Annotated in this window: 20 protein-coding genes; 18 read left to right on the plus strand and 2 right to left on the minus strand. The window is 51.3% G+C overall.

Translation table 11 applies throughout. The annotated features are described in order from the left end of the window. The first annotated feature begins 2 nt into the window (after positions 1 to 2). The 16 genes from D515_RS12145 to D515_RS12220 are packed head-to-tail and all read left to right on the plus strand — an operon-like array spanning position 3 to position 20,417. Positions 3 to 854, plus strand: a complete 852-nt coding sequence (locus D515_RS12145) for a hypothetical protein (RefSeq protein ID WP_002538815.1) — start codon at positions 3 to 5, stop codon at positions 852 to 854. Further along, positions 851 to 2,158, plus strand: coding sequence for a Pvc16 family protein (locus tag D515_RS12150; RefSeq protein ID WP_002538816.1), 1,308 nt, complete (start codon positions 851 to 853; stop codon positions 2,156 to 2,158). Before D515_RS12145 ends, D515_RS12150 begins: the two co-directional genes overlap by 4 nt. Next, complete coding sequence (locus D515_RS12155) at positions 2,158 to 4,167, plus strand: ATP-binding protein (RefSeq protein WP_002538818.1); 2,010 nt, start codon at positions 2,158 to 2,160, stop codon at positions 4,165 to 4,167. Before D515_RS12150 ends, D515_RS12155 begins: the two co-directional genes overlap by 1 nt. Beyond that, on the plus strand, positions 4,160 to 5,803 hold the full coding sequence (locus D515_RS12160; protein WP_002538819.1) for an eCIS core domain-containing protein: 1,644 nt from the start codon (positions 4,160 to 4,162) through the stop codon (positions 5,801 to 5,803). Before D515_RS12155 ends, D515_RS12160 begins: the two co-directional genes overlap by 8 nt. A gap of 8 nt (positions 5,804 to 5,811) precedes the next feature. Continuing rightward, complete coding sequence (locus tag D515_RS12165; protein ID WP_002538820.1) at positions 5,812 to 6,021, plus strand: hypothetical protein; 210 nt, start codon at positions 5,812 to 5,814, stop codon at positions 6,019 to 6,021. Then, positions 6,022 to 6,645 carry a CIS tube protein gene (locus tag D515_RS12170; protein WP_002538822.1) on the plus strand — a complete coding sequence of 208 codons (624 nt, stop codon included), beginning with the start codon at positions 6,022 to 6,024 and terminating at the stop codon, positions 6,643 to 6,645. It abuts the gene before it with no gap. A 15-nt stretch (positions 6,646 to 6,660) separates the two neighbouring features. Beyond that, a complete protein-coding gene (locus tag D515_RS12175) occupies positions 6,661 to 7,005 on the plus strand; it encodes a LysM peptidoglycan-binding domain-containing protein (protein WP_002538823.1) in 345 nt (114 codons plus the stop codon). Continuing rightward, positions 7,005 to 8,132: a hypothetical protein gene (locus tag D515_RS12180; RefSeq protein WP_002538825.1), complete on the plus strand. Its 1,128-nt coding sequence runs from the start codon at positions 7,005 to 7,007 to the stop codon at positions 8,130 to 8,132. Before D515_RS12175 ends, D515_RS12180 begins: the two co-directional genes overlap by 1 nt. Further along, a complete protein-coding gene (locus D515_RS12185; protein WP_002538827.1) occupies positions 8,129 to 8,644 on the plus strand; it encodes a phage baseplate assembly protein V in 516 nt (171 codons plus the stop codon). The genes D515_RS12180 and D515_RS12185 overlap by 4 nt, the downstream gene beginning before the upstream one ends. Positions 8,645 to 8,655: 11 nt before the next feature. Beyond that, the gene (locus D515_RS12190) at positions 8,656 to 8,979 is read left to right on the plus strand and encodes a hypothetical protein (protein ID WP_002538828.1); all 324 of its coding nucleotides are present in this window, start codon (positions 8,656 to 8,658) and stop codon (positions 8,977 to 8,979) included. Between the two features lie 14 nt (positions 8,980 to 8,993). Further along, positions 8,994 to 9,359 (plus strand): GPW/gp25 family protein, encoded by a 366-nt coding sequence (locus tag D515_RS12195; RefSeq protein ID WP_002538830.1) that lies wholly within the window; start codon positions 8,994 to 8,996, stop codon positions 9,357 to 9,359. Next, a complete protein-coding gene (locus D515_RS12200; protein ID WP_002538831.1) occupies positions 9,356 to 11,875 on the plus strand; it encodes a baseplate J/gp47 family protein in 2,520 nt (839 codons plus the stop codon). Before D515_RS12195 ends, D515_RS12200 begins: the two co-directional genes overlap by 4 nt. Before the next feature lies 1 nt (position 11,876). Next, entirely contained in the window at positions 11,877 to 14,561 is a 2,685-nt protein-coding gene (locus tag D515_RS12205) for a baseplate J/gp47 family protein (RefSeq protein ID WP_002538832.1), read from the plus strand. Then, positions 14,558 to 16,645 carry a hypothetical protein gene (locus D515_RS12210; RefSeq protein WP_002538833.1) on the plus strand — a complete coding sequence of 696 codons (2,088 nt, stop codon included), beginning with the start codon at positions 14,558 to 14,560 and terminating at the stop codon, positions 16,643 to 16,645. The genes D515_RS12205 and D515_RS12210 overlap by 4 nt, the downstream gene beginning before the upstream one ends. A gap of 10 nt (positions 16,646 to 16,655) precedes the next feature. Further along, complete coding sequence (locus tag D515_RS12215) at positions 16,656 to 19,991, plus strand: DUF6519 domain-containing protein (protein ID WP_002538835.1); 3,336 nt, start codon at positions 16,656 to 16,658, stop codon at positions 19,989 to 19,991. 15 nt (positions 19,992 to 20,006) lie between these two features. Then, positions 20,007 to 20,417: a hypothetical protein gene (locus tag D515_RS12220; RefSeq protein WP_002538837.1), complete on the plus strand. Its 411-nt coding sequence runs from the start codon at positions 20,007 to 20,009 to the stop codon at positions 20,415 to 20,417. A gap of 98 nt (positions 20,418 to 20,515) precedes the next feature. Here the strand turns inward: D515_RS12220 and D515_RS12225 are convergent, their stop codons facing one another. Beyond that, positions 20,516 to 21,607 (minus strand): arabinan endo-1,5-alpha-L-arabinosidase, encoded by a 1,092-nt coding sequence (locus D515_RS12225; RefSeq protein ID WP_002538838.1) that lies wholly within the window; start codon positions 21,605 to 21,607, stop codon positions 20,516 to 20,518. A 338-nt stretch (positions 21,608 to 21,945) separates the two neighbouring features. Beyond that, positions 21,946 to 22,854, minus strand: coding sequence for a LysR family transcriptional regulator (locus D515_RS12230; protein ID WP_039850012.1), 909 nt, complete (start codon positions 22,852 to 22,854; stop codon positions 21,946 to 21,948). Positions 22,855 to 23,259: 405 nt separating this feature from the next. Here D515_RS12230 and dctP point away from each other — a divergent pair, with 405 nt between their 5' ends. Together dctP and D515_RS12240 are read left to right on the plus strand one after the other, a co-directional pair. Then, the gene (dctP, locus tag D515_RS12235; RefSeq protein ID WP_002538840.1) at positions 23,260 to 24,264 is read left to right on the plus strand and encodes a TRAP transporter substrate-binding protein DctP; all 1,005 of its coding nucleotides are present in this window, start codon (positions 23,260 to 23,262) and stop codon (positions 24,262 to 24,264) included. Positions 24,265 to 24,281: 17 nt separating this feature from the next. Then, positions 24,282 to 24,818 carry a TRAP transporter small permease gene (locus D515_RS12240; RefSeq protein WP_002538841.1) on the plus strand — a complete coding sequence of 179 codons (537 nt, stop codon included), beginning with the start codon at positions 24,282 to 24,284 and terminating at the stop codon, positions 24,816 to 24,818. The last annotated feature ends 11 nt before the right edge of the window (positions 24,819 to 24,829 follow it).

Below are 24,829 nucleotides of genomic sequence, written 5' to 3' on the forward strand. Positions count from 1 at the left end.
CGATGAGTCGAGGTCTCAGCCAATTTCTTCGCCGCAATATCTCCGGTGAGCAATCGCTTAAACCTGTTGTGCATTCCTATTACTCCCACGCGGGAGAGACCATATCGAACACAGGGGCAGAATCTGTCAGTGACAGTGTCACTGAATGGCTGACACCCGAGCCGACAAATTCGAAGGTCGGGCGAACTCAAAACCAGCACAGTGAAACCTCTCCGGCAGCCACATCAAACAATTCATTGTCGCAACGTATTGATAAAAATATTGAAACTGGCTTTCACAGGGAAGTTGACTCCTTACAGCTTCCAACGTCGCCAGATAGTCCCGCTTCACCAGATAAGGTGATGAGTCACTCAATACAGAGTTCCAAAACGGATGTGCAGTTAACTTCCGATGAGCAACACTCTTCAAACGTCGAGCGCCGGGGAATCACAGATAACCTGCCGACGAATTCCACTAACGTTGAGGCTCCCTCAAGTGATTTTAGTCACTCTGAGTCCAACAACATGACCCTCGCGGAGCTGAGGGATTTAGAGCAAGCGTCTCCTTCTGTGGTACCTGAAACTCAGCAACGGTCCGCTAAACGTCGTGACTTCACCAAGCAGGTGGCGGCGTCGATCTTAGGTGATGAATCGGTTTCTACCCGAATTGATGACAAGGCATCGGCTTCGCCCGTTGAATCAGCTCTTTCAGCAAAAAGTGAAGAGAGCCTACAAGACCATCTAGAAGTGTCTGTGACCATTGGTCATGTTTCCATTGTGCCTGCACCAAAAACTGGTGAGAAAAAAGCGCCAAGCTGGAAGCCACCAGTAAGCCTGACTGACTACCTTCGCGAACGTCATGAGGGCAAACGATGAGTAGCGCGTTGGCGATAGCAGGTATCACTCAACTTCTTCGTGATTTGTTGAATGATGGTTTGGTCGATCACGACGTGGCAACCGTGGTGAATACCAATGTGCCTGTTCACGCGCTTCCACCCGACCAAATGCTGGCGCAGGAAGAAGATAATGTCCCTGCGCTGAATGTGTTTCTTTACCACACCGAAGTCAACGCTGCCTGGGCAAACCAATGTTTGCCAACCCGAAACAGCGACGGCGATAGAATCAATAACACACCGCTGCCGCTGGATCTGTATTACATCGTGAGTGCCTATAGCACCGCGGATTTGCACAACGATGTATTGCTTGGCTATGCCATGCAAATTCTTCACGAACATCCGGGGTTTACCCGCGCAGAAATTCAAACTGCGCTAAACCCTTCACCCGCCATTGCTGCGGGCCTTCCTCCGCTTCTCCAAGCGCTGGCAGACACAGGTTTGGCTGATCAGGCTGAGGCGATTCGTATCGCGCCCCATCCAATGCCTGTGTCGGAAAAATCCGCGTTATGGAGCGCATTGCAAAGTCAGTACCGCCCCTCCGCGACTTACCGCGTATCAACCGTGTTGATGCAAGTTGAACAGGGCACGCGGGAAGCGCTTCCGGTATTGACCATTGGCCCCGGTAATACAGGGCCCGATGTCCAGCCAAGTCTGGTTCCGTCAGTCCCCCAACTGGCGCGCATTATCCCTCCCGCCTTGCAGCCCAGTGCAAGGTTGGGAGATACCCTGGACACCGAAGGTTTTGCGCTGGATGGCGCGAATCCTCGATTTACGCTCTCGCATATCTCACAGGAGGTGGAACATACAATCAATGCAGAGGCGGGCGGAACAGCACGCGCGCAGTCAGTGACACTGCCGAATGCTGCAGCCAATTGGGCAGCAGGTATCTATTCACTTTTCTTTACTGCTGACGTTGGTGGTCAACCATTACAATCTAATCAACTTTCCGCCCAAATCGCCCCAGTGATGACCTTGCCGCCCACCAGTGTGGTGCGAAATGGTCAAACTGTGGTTGTCACGTTAAGCGTTACCCCGCATGTTCATCCCGGACAACAAGCCATGATGTGGCTCGGTTCAGAAGGGGCGACGGCGGAATCTGTCGCAGTGGCGACAAACACCCTTGTTTTTATCTTTGGGCCACTGGCTGCAGGCAGTTACCCAGCCAGATTGCGTGTTGATGGTGTCGATAGCTGGTTTATCCTTCGTGACAGACCACCTGTTGCTCCTGACTTTACCCCTCGGGCACCGATTTTCGACCCGACTCAGGTAGTGGTGGTGCCGTAATGTCTGAGTCCATCCAATTTTCTATTTCTGAGCAGCAACAAGCCAGAGAGGCGCAATCTCTTGAGCGCTGGCAGGCGTTGAACAACGCTCATTTAGCCGCCTTGGTAGATTGGGCGCTCAAATTGCTGTCAGACGAAGACAGCACCACATCGTCGGAATCGGTTTCATCCTTAAATGCTCGATTTCGTTCTGAAGCTAAAGTGGGCAACCCGAGTTCAATCAATGTCTTGAACGATCAGTTTGGACTGAATGAAAGCGACCAGAGCGTATTGGCTTTGGTGATTGCCGCCGCCCTTGAACCATTGGTGGGAGATCGTTGCGCGACACTTTCCGGCAACCACTCAAATCCATTTCCGACAGCGATGCTTTGTGTATCACGGATCTCGGAATGTGACTGGAGCAGCTTTTCACCGCATTCCCCACTTCGTTATTGGTTGCTGGTGGAATGGCAGCCGTTAGGTTCTGGCGACGGAGTATTGAGTGCCGATGAGCGGGTGGTGAATTTTGTCCGAGGCCTTAGCTATATCGATGAACGCCTTTCCGTATTGCTTGAGCCTGCTAATTCAGAATCTGCTGCTTCTCTTATGCCATCCCAGCGCCAACAGTTGGATGCCGCATTAAATTACCTTTCTCAAAGCCAGCGCTTCGAAATGAATAATACCTCGACGGTGTTTGAGCTTTTTGGTGATGATGCCTTCGCTAAGCGCACAATGGCGGTCTCTATTTCGTCCGAGCTAAATACCGGTTTGCAACGGATCAATGCAGCTAATCTACCTTCTCGAGCGAACGATTTAGATGCATTAGCAAGGCTCTGGCTGCGGGAAGCGAGTCTTTTACCCATGCTGCTATTGGTCGAAGAAGCGGACGATGCGCCAAAGCAAAAGCTGGCTGCGCAGTTTGTCGAGAGATTGCGTGGATTGGTGTTGATTGAGACAGGTCGCGCTTCTGCAGCCCTTTCAAGTAGAAGCTTTCCGCTTGAAGTGAAACGCCCCACGGTGCAAGAGCAGGAATCGATTTGGTCAGAGTTGCTTCCGGTTGAAGACAAACAGCTCCCTGCAAGATTGGCCGAACAGTTTTCGATGAGCGAGCCAGACATTTTCCGCTCTGCCTCAGTGGCTGCTGCCCAAAGTGGCGCAAACAATGACTCAGAATTTGAAAAAGCACTTTGGAAAATCTGCCAACGTGGCGCGTCTACTGAGCTTTCGAAACTCGCCCAACGCATCGAGTGCAAAGCCAGTTGGGAGAATCTGGTGTTACCGGAATCCCAAACTAAGATGTTGGAGCAGCTTGCTTCTCAGGTTGCTCTTCGCAGCCGTGTTTATCAGTCCTGGGGATTTCGTGAACGCATGAGCCGGGGCATGGGCATTAGCGCCATGTTCAGCGGTGAAAGCGGGACAGGGAAAACCATGGCAGCAGAGGTGATTGCTAATACCCTGAACCTCGATCTTTACCGTATCGATCTTGCCAGTGTGATCAGCAAATACATTGGCGAAAGCGAAAAGCAAATGCGCGCCTTATTTCAGGCGGCTGAGCGCTGTGGAGCCATCCTCTTCTTTGATGAAGCTGATGCACTGTTTGGCAAGCGAAGCGAGGTGAAAAACAGCAATGATAGATTCGCCAATATTGGCATCGATGACTTGCTGCAACGGATTGAAATGTTCAACGGATTGGCGATTCTCGCCACCAATCTAAAATCCCAAATCGACAAAGCCTTTATGCGTCGTCTGCGTTTTGTGGTGGATTTTCCATTCCCAGCGCCAGCGGAAAGAGAGAAGATCTGGCGCTCTGTATTCCCGATCCAAACTCCATTGGCTTCCGACGTTAACCCAGCTCGGCTTGCTCGACTTAACCTCACAGGCGGCAGTATCCACAATGTTGCGTTGAATGGTGCGTTTCTCGCGGCGCAATACAATGAATCGGTGTCTATGCGGTGGCTGATGGAAGCCGCCGCGGCAGAGCTTCAAAAGCTGGAACGTCCTATTAAAGCGGGGGATTTAGATTATGGCTGAGTTCTCTTCGCTGACACTGCAAAAATCTCATGCTGAGAAAGCGGCCAATACCCCACGTAACGGTTTTGTGATTCAGAAAAAATGCGGCTGTGGGAATGCAGCACCGACAGGAGGCACTTGTTCTGCTTGCGCCGCCAAAGCAGCTGCGAACAGCCCAGTATTGAAAAAGCCCACTGTCAGCACGAGTGCGACTCAACCTGATGGTGCTATTCCGCAATCTTTAAGAGAGCGTGCGGAACAGACCTTCGGTACTGCGCTGCCGGATGTGAATTTTTACACCGGTGGTACGGCGCAAAATTATGCCCGACAACTCGAAGCAAAGGCATTTACCGCAGGCAATGATGTCTATTTCGGTAGCGGATTCTATCGGCCTGATACACCGGAAGGCTTACGTTTGATCGGGCATGAGTTGACGCATGTGGTGCAGCAGCGCAGAGGACTGGCGTTTTCGAAACTTCAAGGTGCAGGTGACACTTACGAGCAAGAGGCTGATCGGGGTGGTGATGCATTTGCTGCAGGTAAGCGCTTCAGTGTGTCGTCACCGCAAGGCTCGATCGGGCGTTTCCCACAAAGGATGGGGGCGGCAGAATCTGCGGAAGTCGTAGGCTCGGAATCACCTTCCCACGACCTTGAATTTCTCGGCGAGATGATGGAGCAGTCTGAGGTTGAAAGCCTGTTTACTGATTTGCAGTCGCTGGAGACTCCAGAGAGCAAGCTCTATCTCATCCCAGAATCTGCGGTGGAATCTTTTGGCGATAACCGACCGCATCCTTCGGCACCCATTCCTCAAGCTAAGTTGTTGGATGGCGCATCGCCACAGGGAAGACTTCCAGTAATCCAGCGGGCAATCGTAGCAGGTTGTAACGTGCCAACCATGACAATGGGTCAGATTGGCGTCGCTGCGCACCGCCAGATTGGTGGATTCTGTGGTGTACTTCACCAAGCGATTTCTCCCACAACACCTTGTTTGGGAAATGGTCACCCTGGTTTTCAAATTCCCGGCTCAACACGACCTGACATGGTGAAGCAATGGTCTCAAGGGCCTTTTGTAGATGAAGTTGGAGAAATCAAGCCTGCTTCTTGGTTAAACGGTCGTCAGGTTGACGCCGAAGCCCAGTTAAACCGCGATATAGCCAATTACCAGCGCATCATTGGCCCCGCAACCACCATGTGGTCTTACGCCTTTCCGACCATGCCATTTGTGGCGAACCCTTTGCAGAATATCGATGTTTGGCCTGCTGTGGGTGGTTCTGCTTCCAATGGTGTTTATTACTACCGCTGTCGGAACACACGCAGAAGAAGAGCCCCGAGAAGAGTGCGAATCCGCGTTCGTTTACCGGTTCCAGTGTTGCTACCTCGCACTGTGCCCAGAGTTGTCCCACAGCCAAATCCACAGCCAGTGCCTTCACCAAGGCCCGCTCCGCGCCCAACACCAAGACCTGTGGAGCCGCCTTCAGAGCCTTGGCGTATGCCAGAACTTCCCGAAATGCCGGATTTGCGCCCAGCCGTTAAACCTGTGGTTGCAGGGGCTGCTGCGGTTGGCATTGGTTATCTCATTTATCGCGGTGTTCGGATGATCCCATCATTAGCGCCACCGCTTTGGTGGACCATTCCTGGCAATCTCGCGGTGCCATAGGAGGATGAATGAAAATCACGATTAGGTTCGATCAAATCGACATCGCTGAAAACGCCTCCTATCGCGAAATTTATCGCGTGATGTCTGGTGCCGTTCGGGAAAACTGGCCGGGTATGACATCCGTCTCATCAGAGCACCAAAGGCTGGCACAGCAGCAAGCAGCGGCTTCAGCGGCAAGGCAATTATCCCGGACTGTTGCAGCTAGGAGGGAGCGCTAAATGCTGTCTTCCCAACCTAACTACCTCAAAGCGGGAATTGTGCTGTTGGATCCACAAAGCGCGGAGCCAATGAGTGCCATTCCGTTGCTGATTAATCCGGAATCACTCAATACACAGTTTGAGGTGAAATCGCCATCGACCTCTGAAACCCGCAGTGAACAACTTCGTCTGAATGGTCCGCCAAAAGAAACCATTACGTTTGATGCCATTCTCGATGCGACAGATGCCATGTCACGGGGTGACGAGGACGCAGTGAAATACGGAATAGGGCATTACATCGCTGCGCTTCGTAGCCTGATTTCACCAACCAAACGCCAGCTTTTAGACAATGACACGCTGGCGCGACAAGGCAAGCTCACCATTATTCCGATGACCCAGCCTTTGCCTGTTTTCAGTTGGGGATTGCGTCGAAGAATGCCTGTTAAAGTCGGTAGTCTTTCTGTGGCGGAAGAGTTTTTCAGCGCGCAGTTAAATCCTATCCGCGCCAAAGCCAGCCTGTCACTGCAAGTGTTGTCGGTCGATGATTTAGGCTTTGACCATCCTGCTTCGTCGCTCTTCCTGCATTACCTTGATGGCATCGAGAAGCAAGCAGCGAAAGTCATCAAACCCGCAGTAGATGGATGATTAGGGGCGAATAGCATGACTGATCTTACCCAGTACCTTCTCAGTAACACCGACGAAACCGCGGACTTTACGCCAAGCAGTCGTTATGCGGGTGCGCCTTTAAAAGTGATGATGGACAGCAATGGCACCGAGAGGGTTTTTGTAAGCCGTCGTTTCGTCCCCCAACCCGCGGTGGAAGGCACCGCTCCCATGCTTTTGGTCAGGGAAGGAGACAGGTTGGATTTGTTGGGGGCAGCGTATTACGCGGAGCCATCGCGTTGGTGGCACATTGCGGATGCCAATCAGGAAGCTTATCCCGGTGATTTGGTGGCGACACCGGGTCGGAAAATTGCCCTTTCTTCGGGCGATGGGGAGGGTTGATGTCTGATGTTGTCATGAGCCTTTACATTGGCCCTGTTGCACCGGTTCCGGTTTCAAAAGCCGTTATCAACGCCTTTGTTTCCTGTGAAGTGCAATCCAAAACTGAGGGGCCTTCCGGTTTTCAGTTGGTGTTTGAAATCGACAACAATTCGCCGCTGCACACTATCTTTATGCTCGCCAGCAACAATCCCATCCCGTTGGTGCGCACCGTGATTACGGTAGAAATGCACGGCAAGCAGAGTGTGTTGATGGACGGCGTTATCACTCAACACAATGTCAGCCCTGCCAGCGCTCCGGGTGTATCTCGGGTGACGGTGACCGGAAGTGATTTGACGCATGTGCTCAGCTATCTCGATTTCAGCTTTATGCGCTTTCCTGCCATGCCCGATTTTGCCCGAATCAACTTGGTACTGGCGAAGTATGCGTTCCTTGGGCTGGTCCCAAAAGTTATCCCGTCTGTGTTGATTGATGTACCAGTGCCGACAGACCGCATACCCACTCAGCAGGGAACCGATCTCGCCTATATCCAATCGTTGGCCGACCGCGTGGGGTATGTGTTCTATACAGAAACCACGGATACCGTGGGTGTGTCTGTCGCGTATTGGGGGCCGGATGTTCGTATCGGGAAAGTGCAGAAACCGCTCAATGACGACTTGGATGCCAACCGTAATGTGACCTCGCTGTCTGGCTCATATGACGCGCAGGAAGCTTACATTCCGTTGGTCACCATTCAGAATCCTCAGACCAAAATGCCACTGACGATTCCAGTACCAGACTTCAATCCACTCAATCCGCCACTGGGCTTGATTCGCCCCATCACTTTAAAGACCAAAAACATCTATGAAACCGCTAAATACTCGCCGGTTCAGGCGGCCATGATCGGCATGGCGAAAGCAGCCCAATCTGCGGTTCGCGTGTTGAAAATGACAGGCTCGTTGGACGTGCTGGCTTACGGTTCTTTGCTGATGGCTAGGCGCTTGGTGTATGTGCGAGGTTCGAGCCCGGCGTTCAATGGCATTCACTATGTGGAATCTGTTACCACCACCTTTAAGGAAGGCGAATTGAAGCAGGATTTTCAATTGAGTAGGGACGGTTTGCTGTCGACCGTTAACAGGGTGTCCGCATGACAACACCTCTTTACGGTAAATTCCGCGGCACCGTGGTCAACAATGTCGACCCAATGCAGCAAGGACGGATCCTCGCCACGGTTCCCAGCGTGTCGGGCATGGTTCCCGGAAGCTGGTGTATGCCTTGTCTGCCTGTGTTGGGCTTGAACTCAGGAATTTTCTCGGTCCCACCTATTGGTGCAGGCGTGTGGATCGAGTTTGAACAAGGGGATGTGGATTACCCCATCTGGACGGGATGCTTTGCAGGTTCACCTTCGGATGTACCGACGCTGGCGCGAACCGCAGTGCCGCCCATTTCAGCCATCACGCTGCAAACCATGGCGAATAACGGCATTGTGATTTGCGATATTGGCGGGCCAATGGGCATGGGCGGTATCACGCTGCAAACAGCAACAGGGGCAACGCTGTCAGTGACTGACGCGGGCATATTCATCAACAACGGCAAAGGGGCGCAGATATCTATGGTGGGACCAACCGTGGATATCAATAACGGCGCGCTGACCATTACCTAAGGAGAAAAGCAATGCCAGGAGCGATTCTTCATGTTGGTGCCACAGTCACCTGCGCACATGGTGGGCAGGCGACACCCACTGTGCCTAATCCAAGGGTGGTGGTGTCGGGACAACCAACTGTGTTGCAAACCTCACCTTATGCCGTCGCCGGTTGTGCCATGCCACCGCCGAACGCTGGCAATGGTCCTTGTGTGACGGGGCAGTGGCTTTCAGGCTCAGTACGCGTGTTGTCATTGGGGCAGCCTTTCGCGTTGCAAACGGGACAATCTGTTTGCGCACCCACTGGCACGCCTATGCTCCCATCCGTGGTTCAACCGCGTGTACTGGCGACCTGAGGGAATGAATCCTTATGGCTTATCCCGATTTTCCTTATCGCATTGATACCCAAGGCCGGACAGCAACCACGACGCGGTTGGATGTCATTCGCGATCGTATCGAGCAGGTGCTTTTCACTGAGCCGGGCGAGCGGGTGATGATGCCAACATTCGGTTGCGGGCTGAACCGTCTTCTTTTCGCGGGCGTCAGCGAAGCGGTGATTGAGAACACACGGAGTCTGGTGGCGACCTCGCTGCAAACTTGGATGCAGGACGATATCAATCTTTCTGAGGTAGACGTCTATTTCGACAATGGCGCGCTTTTTATCAATGTTGCCTACATCGTTCTTCCTACTGGAGAGTCACAACAGGCCACGTTTGAGCGGGAGATGTCAGCATGATCTATTTTTGCTGCGACCAACGCCGACGTGAGGCAGTGCGCCAGTCCGATTTGAATGGCATCGATTTCGTTGAAGTCATCGATCGTGAAGCGGCGGTGGAAACTGACCGTCAACGGTTTCTTCACTTACATTTGGTCAATGATCCCGGTGCATTTGTTTACACCGTCGATAACATTCGCATAGAAGGGCCGAATGCCATTGAAATAGTCAATGTCATGATGGGACTGGACGGACAAACCAATGTATTGGTGATTGAAGTCGCCGAGCCCGGTGATTTCTCGCCTTACACCATCAACATTGTCACCAGCGCATTAAATCCGTTGCCACCATCAGAGATAGATCCTGCGCTGGCATCGGTTAGCTTCTCTTTCAAAGTTGAATGCCCTTCGCCATTCGACTGTCAAAGCAGTTGCGATTGCCCTGAACCAGAAACCCTTAATACAGAGATAGATTACACGGCAAGAGATTTCTATTCCTTCCGCCGCATGATGCTCGACAGGCTTTCAGTGACGGCGCCAGCCGCGGCGACCGGACACCCCGCAGACCTTTCTACTGCACTGGTGGAAGTGCTGGCCTATACCGCTGACCAACTGGCTTACCAACAAGATGCCGCCACAACGGAAGCCTATCTCAATAAAGCACGCTCTCGGATTTCGCTCAAACGCATGACACGGCTGGTGGATTACAGCGTGGATGAAGGCTGTAATGCCCGTTGTTTTTGCCACTTTGCTGTGTCGGCAGATGTACATCCTATTGCCCCAGCCACCTTGGTCATTCCCCAAGGCAGCGCGGTGTGTACCCAACTGAGTGAGCAACCCAGAACATTTGCGAGAGACGACGCTTTGCTCGCGCAAAGTGGTGCTGTGTATGAAACCTGCCATGACGTACCTGCACTTTTTAGCCTCCACAACGAAATCACTTTTTATACCTGGAGTGACGCTCGTTGCTACCTGCCAAAAGGCGCTATAAGTGCCACTTTAGATGGCCACTTCCCTGATTTAGAAGCGGGCATGTATCTGGCGTTTGAAGAAGTGATGGGGGCACGAAGTGGCACTCAGGCTGACCGACAACTGTCGCAACGCCAGGTGGTTCTCCTGACACAAGTGCAGGCATTTGATGCAGATGGTGAACCACTCCTCGATCCGGTAACGGAATTACCTATCACAGAGGTTGTCTGGCATGGCGCCGATGCCTTGCGTTTCCCAATGTGCATTTCATCAGAAACTTCCATTGAGGAAGGACGCCGGTACCTTGAACCCGTCACCGTTGCCCGGGGTAATATGGTGCTGGTGGATCATGGTCAAACGATCTCTGGCGAGCGTTTACCAGAAGTGCCACTGCCAACGCTGAGTTGGGCGCCGGGGCAGGGCATGCAAGGTGATAGCGCGAAAGGAGCAAGCTGCACAGAAGCCAATTGCGAACAGGAACAGGCTGAAACCATCACCCCAAGATATCAGCCGACTCTCGCCAATCGTCCACTGACGTTTTCCCCCGATTATACGCAGGGCGCGCCTGCGACGGAGCTTTTGAAAACACCTTCACCGAGCGAAACATTCGCCAGTGTTTCTCTTGATGCAGATGATGGCGTTGAAGTGCGTTCTTATCACGTGATCAGGGATATGCTCGCAGCAGACGATTCATCCTTGGTATTTACCACGGAAATCGAGCGGGATGGCGTGGTTTCATTGCGATTTGGTGACAACGTCTACGGTCGTCGCCCTTTGCCTGAAACCCAGTTTACAGCCAACTATCGCGTAGGAGTGGGGTCAGCCGGTCACATCGGTGCGGACAAGCTATATCATCTCGCATTACCTATTCCTGAGGTAACGGAGGTACGCAATATCACCCCCGGTGAAGGAGGGCGAAACCCAGAAACCAATGCGGAAATCAGAAAACGTGCGCCTTTCCTGTTCAAAACACAAGAGCGGGCAGTCACGCGGGATGACTATCAAGCGCTGGGTCGACGGGTGGCCGGTATTCAGGACGTCAGTTGCGCCTACATCCACACGGGCAGTTGGATGACGACCTTTGCCTTGCCCGATCCGGAAGACAGGGTAGAAGTGTCTGACACATTGCGAACCACGCTTCGTGACCATTACGAGAGATTCCGCCTCGCCGCCCATGATGTGGAAGTGTCGTCACCAGTTTATGTTCCCCTTGAAGTGACGCTTCATGTTTGTGTCGCGCCGAATGCGTCGAAATCCCATGTTCGTCAGCGCCTGTTGAAACTCTTCTCGTCAAACCGTTTGCCTGATGGCGCTTTAGGTTTGTTACACCCTAATCGGTTCCGTGCTGGAGAAACGCTTCATCTCTCACCTTGGTTGGCTGCCGCTCAGAATGTAGAAGGAGTGATAGCAGCCAAAGTGACACGATTCCGCCGTTTTGGGGACCCAAGAACCAGTGGGTTGGTAGACAGAAAGCTCGAATTCGGCCGCACGGAAATCGCACGGATTGACAACGATATCAGTCATCCGGGCAATGGCGTGTTCCTTCTCGATATGGATGGAGGGCGTTGATATGGCAAACCATGAATCCCATTGTGGCGCTTGCAGCGGCATTGAGGTGCTGACACCGAAAGCACCACAAAACACCCAAGGTTTATCCCGAATCGGTTATCGAAGCGGCGAATACCACGATTTTTTCGCCAGCATGACCGCGAGACTTTCTTCTGCCAAATATGGCGCTTTGGGTGTACTGACTTCGCGCGATTCTGGTGATTTTTCGTTGGCACTCATTGATGCCTGGGCCGCCAGTTGTGATGTGCTGACCTTCTACAACGAAATGTGGCTGAACGAAGCCTACGTTAACACCGCGATGGAAACCGGATCATTGCATGAAATGGCGATGCTGATTGACTACGCGCCTCATCCTGGCGCAGCAGCGACAGCAGATCTGGCTTTCACCATCGCTGCGGGTGAAGGAATACCGGAAGAAATCACAGTGCCTGCAGGGACCAAAGTGCAGAGTACGCCGGGGCAGGACGAGAAACCTGTTATCTACGAAACGCTGGAAGACCTGACAGCGCGGGCAGCTTGGAATGCGATGCGTCCTAGGCTCACTGCGCCACATCCATTGACGGCAAGCACGACTCGTATTCCATTGCCGGGTACCAATCTCAATTTGAAACCGGGCGACGCCGTGTTTTTTGTCTCCGACGATGAGCAGCAGGTCTTTGCCACCATCAACGCAGTGACACCTGTGTTAGCTGACATCGCCACAGACCCAGATGCGAAAGATCTTACCTGGCTAGACGTATCGCCAGTCGGTGAAGGGCCACTAGTCACCACACATTCCGGTGTGACGGGTACCATCACCACAGTATTTGCTGCCGAAGTGGGCGGATATGTTGATAAAGCCATCAACGGAAAAGAGCTTCGTACCGTGCTGATGGAAGAAAAAACCAGTGAGAAAGCCTTCTTTTCCGCGTTGGCTGCGCAATCTAAAAGTGTCAGGCAGGTTCAGGTATTCCGGACCAAAGCGGCGATTTTCGGCCACGCTGCGCCACCGCTCGATACGCTCCACTATTCGTTGACGGGGACATCGCCTGTATTCGTCTTGGATGGGGATGAAGCAGTTGTTGACGATGTCGTTCCTGGTCCTTACGCCGGGTTGGAAGATGCTCAGTGGGCGGATGGCATGCTCAATGTGATGGATGAAGACGACAGCAACCATGTCTATCTGGAACGTGCGGTGTCTGAAATCAGCAAGGGCAGCACGGTTGTTCTGAAAGACGGCAGGAAATGGTCGCGTTATAACGTGACAGACACTGCGGAAACCTCTGCTTCATTCTTTTCTGTTACGGGTAAAAGTTCGCGTTTAACCCTGAACGATGATGATCACTTTAACGATCTATCCATCCGTGGCACCACGTGTTTTGGTGCCAGCGAATGGATTGATATTGCTGATCCGCCTATCACTGAACCAATGGATGAAAACAGTATCTCGTTGGAGCTGAACAGTCTGTTTACCGCAGAAGAAGGACGCAAAGTTATTCTGAAGGGTCAAGCGGATGGGTTTGGGGAAGAGCCTGTAGTGACAACACAGATAATCCAATCCATCACGCATGAAAACAGCACTTCTACACTAACGTTTTCCGCGCCGATTGGCGTTGCCTATTTGCCCCAAAGCTTGCGCATCCACGCCAACATCGCTAAAGCAACACAAGGTGAGTCTGTGGCAGAAGTACTGGGCGATGGCAGTGCGACGCCGCATCTTACCTTCACTGCCAAACAAACGCCTCAAACCTTTGTGCCAGCAGCAACGGCGACAGGCGTGAAGCCAACGATGGAAATCCGCGTTAACAAGATCCTTTGGAAGCAGGTGCCGCACTTCCTCAATGCTTCGCCAACAGATCGGGTTTACACGTTACGCATCGATGAAAACGGCTACAGCCATGTGGCGTTTGGTGATGGCGTGATGGGGGCGATGCCGGGCAAAGGGCAACAAAATATCCGAGCCAGCTACCGTAAAACCTTGGGTTTGGAAGGACGGGTGAAAGCAGGGCAACTTAATCTACTCATGTCCCAACCCTTGGGCTTGCAGGGCGTAAACAATTTGCTTGATGCGGAAGGTGGGGCTGACCCTGAAAGCTTCGATGAAATCCGCGTCAGTGCGCCACTTTCCTGCCGAACCTTGGGACGTGTGGTCTCCCTGACAGACTATGCCGATTTTTCCCGCGCCTATGGCGGCATCGCCAAGGCGACATCGCAATGGCTGCATCTGAGCAGTGGGCCTCAAGTTGTGGTCACCGTGGCGGCAGAAGAAGGCGTTCAAGTGCCTGAAGGTGGCGATTTACACGATGCCTTGACGGAAGCGTTGGTGGCGGCTGGTGATCCATTCACCCGTTTTGTCTTGCGCAGTTTCAGGCAAACGTTTTTCCGCCTGGGCATCAAAATCAAAGTCAACGAAGACTATCTTGCTGATGATGTCATATCCCGTGCGGAAAGCCAGCTTCGGGATTCGCTTTCCTTTGAGGCCCGCGATTTCGGCCAGCCCGTCTTTGCCAGTGAAGTGATTGCTTTGCTCCACAAAGTAGATGGCTTAGATGCGGTGGTGGTTGACAGACTCTACACCGGAAACACGCCGACACGTCATGACGCTATTGCCGCCCCCGTTGCCGAACTTGCCTCGGGGGAAGTCGTAGGTGCCACCATTTTAAGCCTGCACCCTGAAGCGCTTGATTTTATGGAGGCCAGCTTATGAGTAGCTTGTCACCGGAATCCTTATACAACCTCTTGCCTGAGGTTTACCGTCGGCGTGATGAAGAGCAGGGCTTCCCGCTCAAAGCGCTGATGGAAATATTGGCTGAGCAGGCGGCTATCGTGAAGCATGATATCGACCGGTTTTACGACAACCAGTTCATAGAAACCTGTGACGAATGGGCGGCACCGTATTTGGGCGAGTTGGTGGGTTATCGGTATGGTCCGGAGATCCCTGGTGTCAGCCAACGCGCGTCTGCTGCCAATCAGATTCGCATCACCCGTCGTCGCGGTGTTGCCTTAGCGTTAGAGCAACTGGCGACAGACACCACACGTTATCCCGCCAGAGTCGTGGAATTCTTCCGTTTGCTGTCGAGACCTGAGCATTTGGCAGCACTTCGTCCGAACAATCACTACACCTTGGATGTGAGAAACAGTGCCAAGTGCGAATCCATTGGAACAGCATTTGATTCTGCCAGCTATAGCACCGCAGTGGGGCGAATCAGTCAGGGTGAAGGGCAACATCATTTCCGGAATGTCGGTGTATTCATGTGGCGTCTCGCTCATCATCGTCAATCCATTGTGCCTGCTTATCAGGTGGATGCACGACGCTACCTGTTTAATCCGCTGGGGTGCAATACCCAATTGTTCAATCAGCCTATCCCAGAGCCAAATATCAATCATCTCGCCGAAGAAGAAAACCTGCCTGTAGCGCTGAAACGAAGAAGCATTGCAGGCTCGCGTTTGGCGACTTTTTATCCTCATGCTTTTGCGGTGGTGATTGACGGAATTTTGCAGACGGCTGATCAACTCCAAATTTGCAATTTAAGCAATGACGGCGCTGACTGGGCGCATTCGCCAGTCGACCGTATTTCCGTTGATCCTGAGTTAGGCAGGCTATCACTTCCGACCTCAATACCCGTGCCTGATACCGTCGAAGTGACCTACCACTATGGCGCAGTCGCCGATATTGGAGGCGGCGCGTACCCTCGCGGCGAAGGCTTTATTGTCTTCAATACGCCCGCTCAGGAGATTGGTGAGGGCGATGTCATTCAGCCTGCGCTGGACCAGATTCAAAACGGTGGCGTAGCGGAAATTGGTGTTTCCCATGTGTTCACCGAAGCGCTTAATGTATCGGTCAATGCCGACCAAACATTGTCCCTGCGTGCGGCTGACGGTCATCGCGCCTTTGTTGATCTTGATGGCGATAACATGACGCTGATTGGCGGTGAAGAAGCAGAGATCGTCCTTGATGGATTGGTAGTGACAGGTGGTCGTTTGCTGATCCCCGATACTGGCGACAACGCACTTCGCCGTTTGGTGCTGCGCAATGTCACGCTTTTGCCGGGGCTTTCGCTGGACATTAACGGAGAGCCGACTTCGCCAGAGCAGCCTTCGCTGGTGGTTGAAATTCCCAATGTGACTGTGGAAATTGAACGTTCCATTCTCGGCGGAATTCGCACTGTCGAAGGCGCTGCTGTCACGATAAAAGACAGCATTCTGGACGCCACCTCCAATTCGCGAACAGCTTTCGCTTCGCTTGATGGTACCAGCCATGGCGGTGTGCTGACACTTTGTGAAACCACTGTGATTGGCAAAATAGGTGCCCGCTCATTCCCCTTGATTTCCAACAGTATTCTGGATGCGGCGTTAGCGGAAGGCGACGATTGGACTGCGCCAGTCTGGGCACTTCAACGACAGACGGGCTGTGCGAGATTTTCCTTTATTCCGCCAGATTCGAGAGCGCCACGTCAACATCGTTGTCAGCCACAACTTGCGGCATTGAAAGCGGTGGAAGCAGAAGAAGTCAGGATACGGCAGGAACTTTCGGATTTGGCGCGTTCCCATATCGTTCGCGGTGTTCGGGCGCGCGTTGTGCCTGCGTTTACGTCAACCCGATACAACGACCCTGCCTACGGTCAACTGTTGCTTTCCGTTCCTGAGGAAATTCGGCGCGGCGCGGACAGTGGCAGTGAAATGGGCGTTTATCACCACCTCTATCACCCGCAGCGGCACGATGCTTTGCTGTTTCGTCTCAATGAATTTCTACCCATCGGCCTTGATGCGGGCTTGATCTATGTGACCTGAGGAGGAACTCATGGCTATAGATATTTCAGGAAAAACGTTTGATCCACGCCATAACTACTCCGAACTGGTGTCAATGCAGGGAAGGGTGGTGTCGGATACGCCGCTCAATGAGGGCGCGGCGATTGTGGATCGACGCTTTCGTGCAGAAACCATTGATTTAGCAGGATTCAGCGGATATCCGGCTCATCTGCCGGACAGTTTCCGGATTGAAATCTCTGGTGGAGAATTGCTGATTAACCCAGGCCGCTATTATGTCGATGGCTTAATGGCGGAAAACTTCGGTCATGGGGAACACGACTTTTATCTGCCATTGGAAGAGTTGCGGAGCTCAGAACCTGTCCCTTTTGATGCCCAGCCTTATCTTCCCATTATGGAACCGCTTGAGCTGGAAGATGGTCGCTATTTAGCCTTTCTGGATGTTTGGAAACGTCCGGTCACGTTTCTTGAAGATCCAGAGCTCATCGACCCGGCCATTGGCGTAGATACCAGCGCGCGGGTACAAACCGTTTGGCAGGTAAAACTCTTTGCTGTGGATGACGGTGTCACCTGCAATACCGATGATGAGGATATTGAAGGATGGGAAGCGTTTACTGAGCCTTCTGCTGCCCGCCTTTCTACCCGTGCAAACCCAGCATCAGCGGTCGATGACCCTTGCTTACTACCACCAGAAGGCGGTTATCGAGGTTTGGAAAACCGCACCTACATGGTGGCCGTGCATGACACTAATGAAGATGAAGTGCCACTGCTGAAATGGTCCCGTGTTAATGGTGCGTTTGCCGGACGAATCCTCGCACAACCTGCAAACAATACTCTGACGTTAGAGCAGGTAGCGAAAGACGATTACCTCAGATTCAACGCGGGAGATTGGGCCGAAATAACGGATGATGTTCGAGTGCTGGAAGGTAACCCTGGCGCCATGGTGCAAATCCTTTCTGTGAATGATGCGACCAATACCGTTGTACTGGCAAACCCCCTAGGCGTTGGCGAAATTATGCTGATGCCCGCATCGAATGCCGCTAATCAGTCTATTCATCCAATACTGCGCCGCTGGGATCAATCTGGCGTAGTTTTGGACACTGACGGTAATGAAATCGTTAATCTCGATGCGCCGGGAAGTGATGGTTTAATCCCAGCACCAGAAGGCACATTTATCGCGCTTGAAGATGGCGTGGAAGTGGCTATATCTCTCGAAGATGGCGCCGGAGAATACCATGTCAGCGACAATTGGAGTTTTATCACCCGCTATGCAGACAGCTCGGTAGAAACGCTGACAGAAGCGCCTCCACAGGCCTTCCATCACCACTACTGCCGACTGGCGGTTCTGGATGTTCTGGGAGGAGAGTTTGTTGAGCCGATTTTTCAGGACTGCCGTGACCCGATTGGCACAGCCGGCTGCTGCACCGTCGTGGTTCGTCCGGGCGAAGATATTCAGGCCGCGTTAGATAGCCTTTCCCCTGAATTTGGGGGTTGTGTATGCCTGAAAGTGGGTGTTCATACCATTCGTCGAGCGCTTCGAATTCGTTATCCCAACGTGACGCTTCATGGGGAAAGCCATGGCGCACAGATCAGAAACCTTTCCGGTGAATCTGCTATTGATGTCCGTTCGGACGATGGCAGTGTGCTCACTGGTATTCATCTCTCTACCGTCTCCATCTTGAATCGCGGCGCGACGGAGAAGCCAGAAGGCATCATCTCACTAAGAACGGTTCAGGACAGTTTGGTCGAGGATTGCCGGGTGCTGACGCTCGACGGTAGCGTCCAATCGATCAATAACCCCGCTGTTGGTTTGTTTGATTGCCAGCGAGTAAGGGTCAGTCATTGTCAGTTCGAAGGCTCACCGATCGGTGTCTGGATTGGTGATGGTGGAGAAGATCTGACTATCAACAACAACCTTGTCCGTTTCAATGGGGAGCAATTGCCCGGTTTGATTGGTGTTGCCGTCTCCCGAATATCGGGCCGGGCGAGGATTATTGAAAACGACATCGACGGCTTCGCTCAAGGGGTGGTGATCAATAATCAACCCGCCGGCGCTTCGTTCTCAACGGCTTCATACAGTGAAGTCAAAGGAAACCGCATCACATTGAGCCGAATGGTGGGTGAGCTTGATGCGGTTGCAGTGGAATCAAACTGTGCATACGGCACGGTGTCTGAAAACCAGATCCTCCTGTTGGCGGAAGAGAGCACTGGCATTATGGTTCGTGGTGTTGGCACCTTGATTGAGCGCAACCGCATTCAAACCGAAGAGCAGGTTGAAACTCAAGTCGCAATAATGATCGGCAGTGACGACGATGAACTCTTTACTGGTGGTATCACCGCCGCGCAAAACTGGATTAGCGGGTGTAGTGGTGGCGTCGTCGCTGAGCAGGTCGTTGGGCTACGTGTCGACAACAATGACATTTCAGGCGACAGAGGCACTGAACTCGCGGTATCGGCAACGCAATGTACCTTGGTCAGTATCGAAAACAACACCATGGTGACCGTTACATTGGCAGTGTTTGCCAGTGAGTGTGAAGACGTTCAAATCAACAGCAATCAAATCCGTGATGCTGGTGCCGCGATTTTCTGTGAGCGCTGTGTGCGTGTTGATATCACCAACAACCAAATCGCTAACTGTACCCATGGCGGGATAGTCGTTCTTCTGTGTATCGCGAGAGCGGGCATTATTGGAAACCGTCTCAACTACGTGGGTGTATCAGGCGCAAATATTTTTGCTTCTTCCATCATGAGCCTGTTCCACCTCGGTGAATGTCACATTGAATCCAATGAAGTGTTGAACACGGGTGTGGGTCGAGACGACGTGGTGAATCAGCAAAGAACCGTCGGCATCGGCGCGCTGTATGTGCTTGAAGCCCGTGTGGAAAGCAATCTGGTTTCCTACTCTGATTTGCTGACGCGGGAACGTGTTTTGGAAGACCGCGCCTTGTTGATGCAAGGATTAATGGAAATTTCATTCCCTTTTGGCGACAGACGCGTGGTGTTTCTCGGCTATGCCTGTCAGGTAGCCAACAATAAATTCCTTGGCCGTGGTGCTGACACCTTGGTAGAAATCCTTTCAAACAGATTGAACGACAATATTCGTGTTCGTTTTGAACGTGTCCTGTTCAACAACAACTTCATTGAGCACGTCGGAAACAACGATGACAACATCGCGAACGGCGCGACAGTCATCCTTAATGGCAGCCAAGCATCAGTGATGGGTAACCACGTCAAATCCGGTACTTTCTTCCTTCCCTCGTTCAACTTCAACGGCATGGAAGGGCCTTTTATTGGCAATGTCGTCCGCGGCTCTATCATCAATTACCCTGAATTCCCAGCGCCTGAGTCTGGCTTTAACACTCAGGCATAACCAAGGAGCGAAATCATGGCAAAGGCAAGCACAGTATTGAAAAAACACCTTTCGCTCATCAGCGAAATGGAAAAGGCGGCTCAACCGAATAACGTGAAGAATCCGGTAGTGAAAACCCGCACTGCCGCTGCGGCCAAAAAGGCAAAGGTTGAAAGTCGTATCAAAGAACTGGAAGAGCAACGTGCAGCGTTCAATAAAAAAATGGATGAAGCGATAACGCGAGAGAAAAAACAGCTCATTGAGATAGAGCGGTTCGAAAAGATGGTCGCGGAGCCAGAAGAACCCAAAACCGAAGAAAAGCCGAAACCAAAACCCAAGCCTCGCACACCAAGAACACCCAAGGTAAATACCGAGGCCGTGCTAAAAGCAACAACGAAGAGAAAGGTTTCACCGGCTACGCCGAAAAGAAGGCCGACGAAGAAGTGATAATTAAAAGCCTTTCGAAATGGTTTGATTCAGAGGATTTCGTGCAAAAAGCCCTCTTTTGAGAGGGCTTTGTTACTAATCAGCCATATTTTTCAAAGTTACTTATCGACCCACTTGTTGCATACCTTTGGCCAACCTTGCTCCCACTCTATCTGTCTGAGTTGCAGTGTTGGTTTGTAGTTATTAGTAGAATCATAGGCGTGGTGCACCAGCCAGTCTTGATTGTCTTCTGTGAAGACATCGTTGTGGCCTGTTCCAATTTGCTCACCATCTTTGTCTAGTAGTTTTGTGCCGCCGCCTTCATTCAATAGCCTTCCATAGCTATCTACATAAGGTCCTTGTATATCTTTAGAACGGCCTACCCTGATTTCATATTTTGTGTCTGGGCCTTTACAACAACTGTTGTAAGACATGTACAGGTAGTAAAAACCATTTTTGTACTGGATGAATGGTGCTTCAACCACAAATTCGCCAGTGGAAATATCGGTAATGGGACGGCTGGCTAAAGTGATCATTTTACTGGGATCGATTGGCTTCAGGGTCTTAGGATCAAGTTCCAAGAGATGGATACCTCCCATGTAAATTTGAGGAATAACACCTGCAAGCGATATGTCACCCATTGTAGAACCAAATACTAACCAGGGTTTTTGGTCGTCATCGACGTAAAACATGGCATCGATAGCGTTATAGTGCCTGCCATAACCGCCACAAATGATCTCTCCCAATAAAGGTTTTGAACGCAGTATTTCACCATGATCCACCCATTTGTAATCAGGCGCTTCTGGGTCAAGAGTGGTATTTGTCAAAAGGCCAGTGGCTGCATTGCAAGTGCCTGATTTATGTGACTGATAAAAGTAAACGTACTGCCCGTTATAAAATGAAATATCTGGAGCGCCGATGTGATCAAGGTTCTCAATGGAATCTGTCAGCCATACAGGTATTTCTGAAAATACATTGCCACGATAGTCCCAGTTGATTTTATCTAATGAGGAATAAAATGCGCCGAGGGGACTGCTGGAATATAAGTAGTAATATGAGCCCTGCTTTTCCATGGTGGGGTCATGAATGTGTTCGCTTATGGCTTGATAATTCGCGATATTTGGAGTGGCATCAATACAGGTTTGATTATCGTTACATCCTTGAAGAAGAGCGGCAGTAAGTAGTGTGTACGGGATAAGGCGAGGTGTCATTTTTCGCTCCTATATGACTATGTTGTTGATACTTTTTTTTAGACTAGGAAAAAAGACTAAGCAGTTGTTTCATTACTGGGCTTTAATTGAATGTATTTACCTCATTTGATGGGTTTTGAGAGGCAATCTACGATTCAAGGTTTGGTTGACCTTTTGCTGTGCTCAAAAGACAGCAGCAGTTCATCTGGGTTTCAATAGTTCTTTGAGGGGTCATGTTTAACAAAGGGTATTTAAAGTCGTTGGGTGGAGATGAACGCAAAAAGTACTGCAGTGGAGATAAGTAGTTAAATCTGCGGTTTGTGGGTTGAATAGCGCAAAAAAGGCAGTAGTTTCCCCACCTATTTAATGCTGGCCATCTCCGTCATTCCTTCAGAAATGTTATGAATCGCGTGAGATAACGAATCATCGGGCTTTCTATAAAACAGCCTGACTTCAAACGGGATATTCCATTTCTCATCGCCTGCCAGTGCAAGCTCTCCGCGCACCAATTCATCCTTCACAAATGAATAAGGGAGCCAAGCTAAGCCATAGCCGCCGAGTACCATGGATTTTAGGGTATGGGCGAATGGGTTTTCATAGCGTCTGTTTAGGTAACACGCTTCTTTGTCGAGCAATTGGTCGATTGATTTACCAAACAAAGACTGATGGGTGTAAGCCACGAGAGGAATCGGGTTATTGGCTTCACCAGGTAGATGAAACATGGCTTGTTTGTTGGTTGCCAGGGAGACTGGAACCAAGGTTTCTTGGCCGATCACTGTGCTTTGAAAACGGTTGTCATCAATAGCGTTTCCAAGCTCGCTGTGGGTATAGCAAAGCAGGTAATCAACAGACCCATTTCTGAACATTTCTACGCAATCAGCGAGACGATCAGACGAAAGTTTCACATAAACAGGGCCGACTTCTTTTTCGATTTCATGCATCCATGACATAAAGACCGTTTGAACGATCGAGTTCTGTGCGGCGACGGAAATCTCATTGGTTCGGGTTTTCTTCAATGCCCGGGCCGATTCTCTGGCGAGATGCAGTCGATTGAGGATCTCTTCCGCTTCAACCAAAAAGGCTTTGCCTTGTTCCGTGAGTTCCAGTTGCGGAGAGTCGCGGTTCACGAGATCTGTGCCTACCCATTGTTCCAAGGCTTTAATGCGTCGACTGAACGCGGGTTGGGTGACAAAGCGTTCCCTGGCGGCAGACGTAAAACTGCTTGAATGCGCCAGACAAACAAAATCTTCCAATAGTTTAAAATCCAATACTCCCTCCGAGCCAGTTACAGCGTGGCTTGGTGCCAATGTCGTTCGTGAACTTCATTCCTTCGATTTATTAAAGCTATCAGAAAGCGTTCTTTTCGTAGGCTTAAAGATAAGAAAATGGCCTATTCACCACCAAATTTAAGGATAAGTGTGAAAAGTTTTTCTTTTCTAGGATGAGTGAAGTTTCGGTGTTTAATGCTATGAATTTATGGGAGTTATTTGGGGGCATAACTTTTCGGTATGTAGGGCAACCGAATTGGCATGATGCAAAATCAGCTCTCCTGACCATGCTTAATTGAGTGTTTTTAGCCGCACGCTACCTCGGCGGCCGAAAACCAATATGGATGAACCGCAGCGAATGTCCAGCGCTGCAAAGCATGGAAAATCAGACTAGGGAGAAGTCTCATGAAGTACCGCAACAACGTCAGTTCTTTTCTGAAAAGCGCATTAAGTGTCGCCATTGTCGGTGCCTTACCTTTCACCGCTCAAGCGGCAGAAACCATTCGCCTGTCCACTTATGTCAACGAGTCCGACATTCGCTATCAAGGCTTCCAGAAATTTGCAGAACTTGCGGCAGAGAAAAGTAATGGCGACTTGAAAGTTCAGGTTTTCCCATCCGGCACTTTGCATGGTTGGAGTGAAGGTGTGGATGCGGTTCAAGGCGGCGTATCGGATATCAGTTGGATTCCTGCCGATAAGCGTTTGCCGTGTTATCGCGTCACTTCGCTGTATCCCGTTGCTATCAATCTTGAAAAACAAATCGAGCTTGATGCTGATTACGCAGCATTGATTGAAGCGGAAGCGGCAAAGGCTGATCTTATCCCTTTGATCAACTCTAACTATTCCTACGACCAAGAGTGGTGGTTTGAAGAGCCTGTATCCGACATCGGTAAGCTGAACGGAAAGTTGGTTCGCTCGATTGGTCCTTTGGTGAGCCTGATGATCGAAACCTGGGGCGGCAAGCCAGTGTTCGTTGCGCCGAAAGAGGTGTTCCAGTCAGCAGAGCGTGGCGTGGTTGATGGCATCAACATGGGCGTCGCGACATACAGTTCATGGAAACTTTGGTCGGTCATGCCTTACATGGTTAACGCCAACATGTTCTACGGCAACATCATCTACATGATGAACAAAGACAAGTTTGATGGCCTGAGCGCAGATAACCAGAAAGCGTTGAAGGAAGCGGCGAAGGAAGCCGAGGCTTGGCTGAAACCGCGCTATGAAACTTGGGTTGATGAGCGAGTCGGCAATGCAGTGATGGCGAACGGCGGTTCAGCGGTTTCCATGTCTGAAGAACGTACCGGTGAACTACTTGCGGGTATTCAGGAAAAATGGACACCAGAAGTAAATGGTGCCTGTGGCGTGCCACTCGCTGACAAAGTCCGGAGCTTGTTTGCAGCGCACAGCGAATAATTGAAGAGGTGCGCAGTATGAAATCAAACCTGTTAAAGGCTTTGAACCGGCTATCTCTAGCGTTGCTCTACTGCGGTGCCGTTATCGTGCTGATCCAGGCTGTCTGGATCAGCTACGGTGTTGGAGTTCGCTATATCCTCGATTCGCCAGATGGCATGGTGACAGAAGCCACCGCGCTCCTGCTGGTACCTGTCGCGTTTCTCGGTATCTCGTATGCGCTGTTGAATGACGCCTACCCCAAAGTGGGGATCGTGCGTGACAAGCTGCCCGCGACCCTGCAATTTTGGGTCGACAAGCTGAACATGTTGGTGATGTTGCTGATTGGCGCATTCTTCTTTACTGCATCAGCGAAAGCCATGTTCAAGTCGATTGATTCCGGTGCGGCATCCGAAATTCTTCTCTGGCCGCGATTCTATTTTTGGATCCCCGTCGTGTTATCCCTGATGGCCTTCTGCCTGACTGCAACCTATTTGCTGCTGGCTGGCAGACCACCTCGTAAGCCGCAAGGAAGAGCGGCAACGGATAACGCTGAACTCAGCCAAAACAAACAATAACAAGGAAGTGT

Source organism: Grimontia indica (assembly GCF_000333895.2).
GTDB classification, from domain to species: Bacteria; Pseudomonadota; Gammaproteobacteria; order Enterobacterales; family Vibrionaceae; genus Enterovibrio; species Enterovibrio indicus.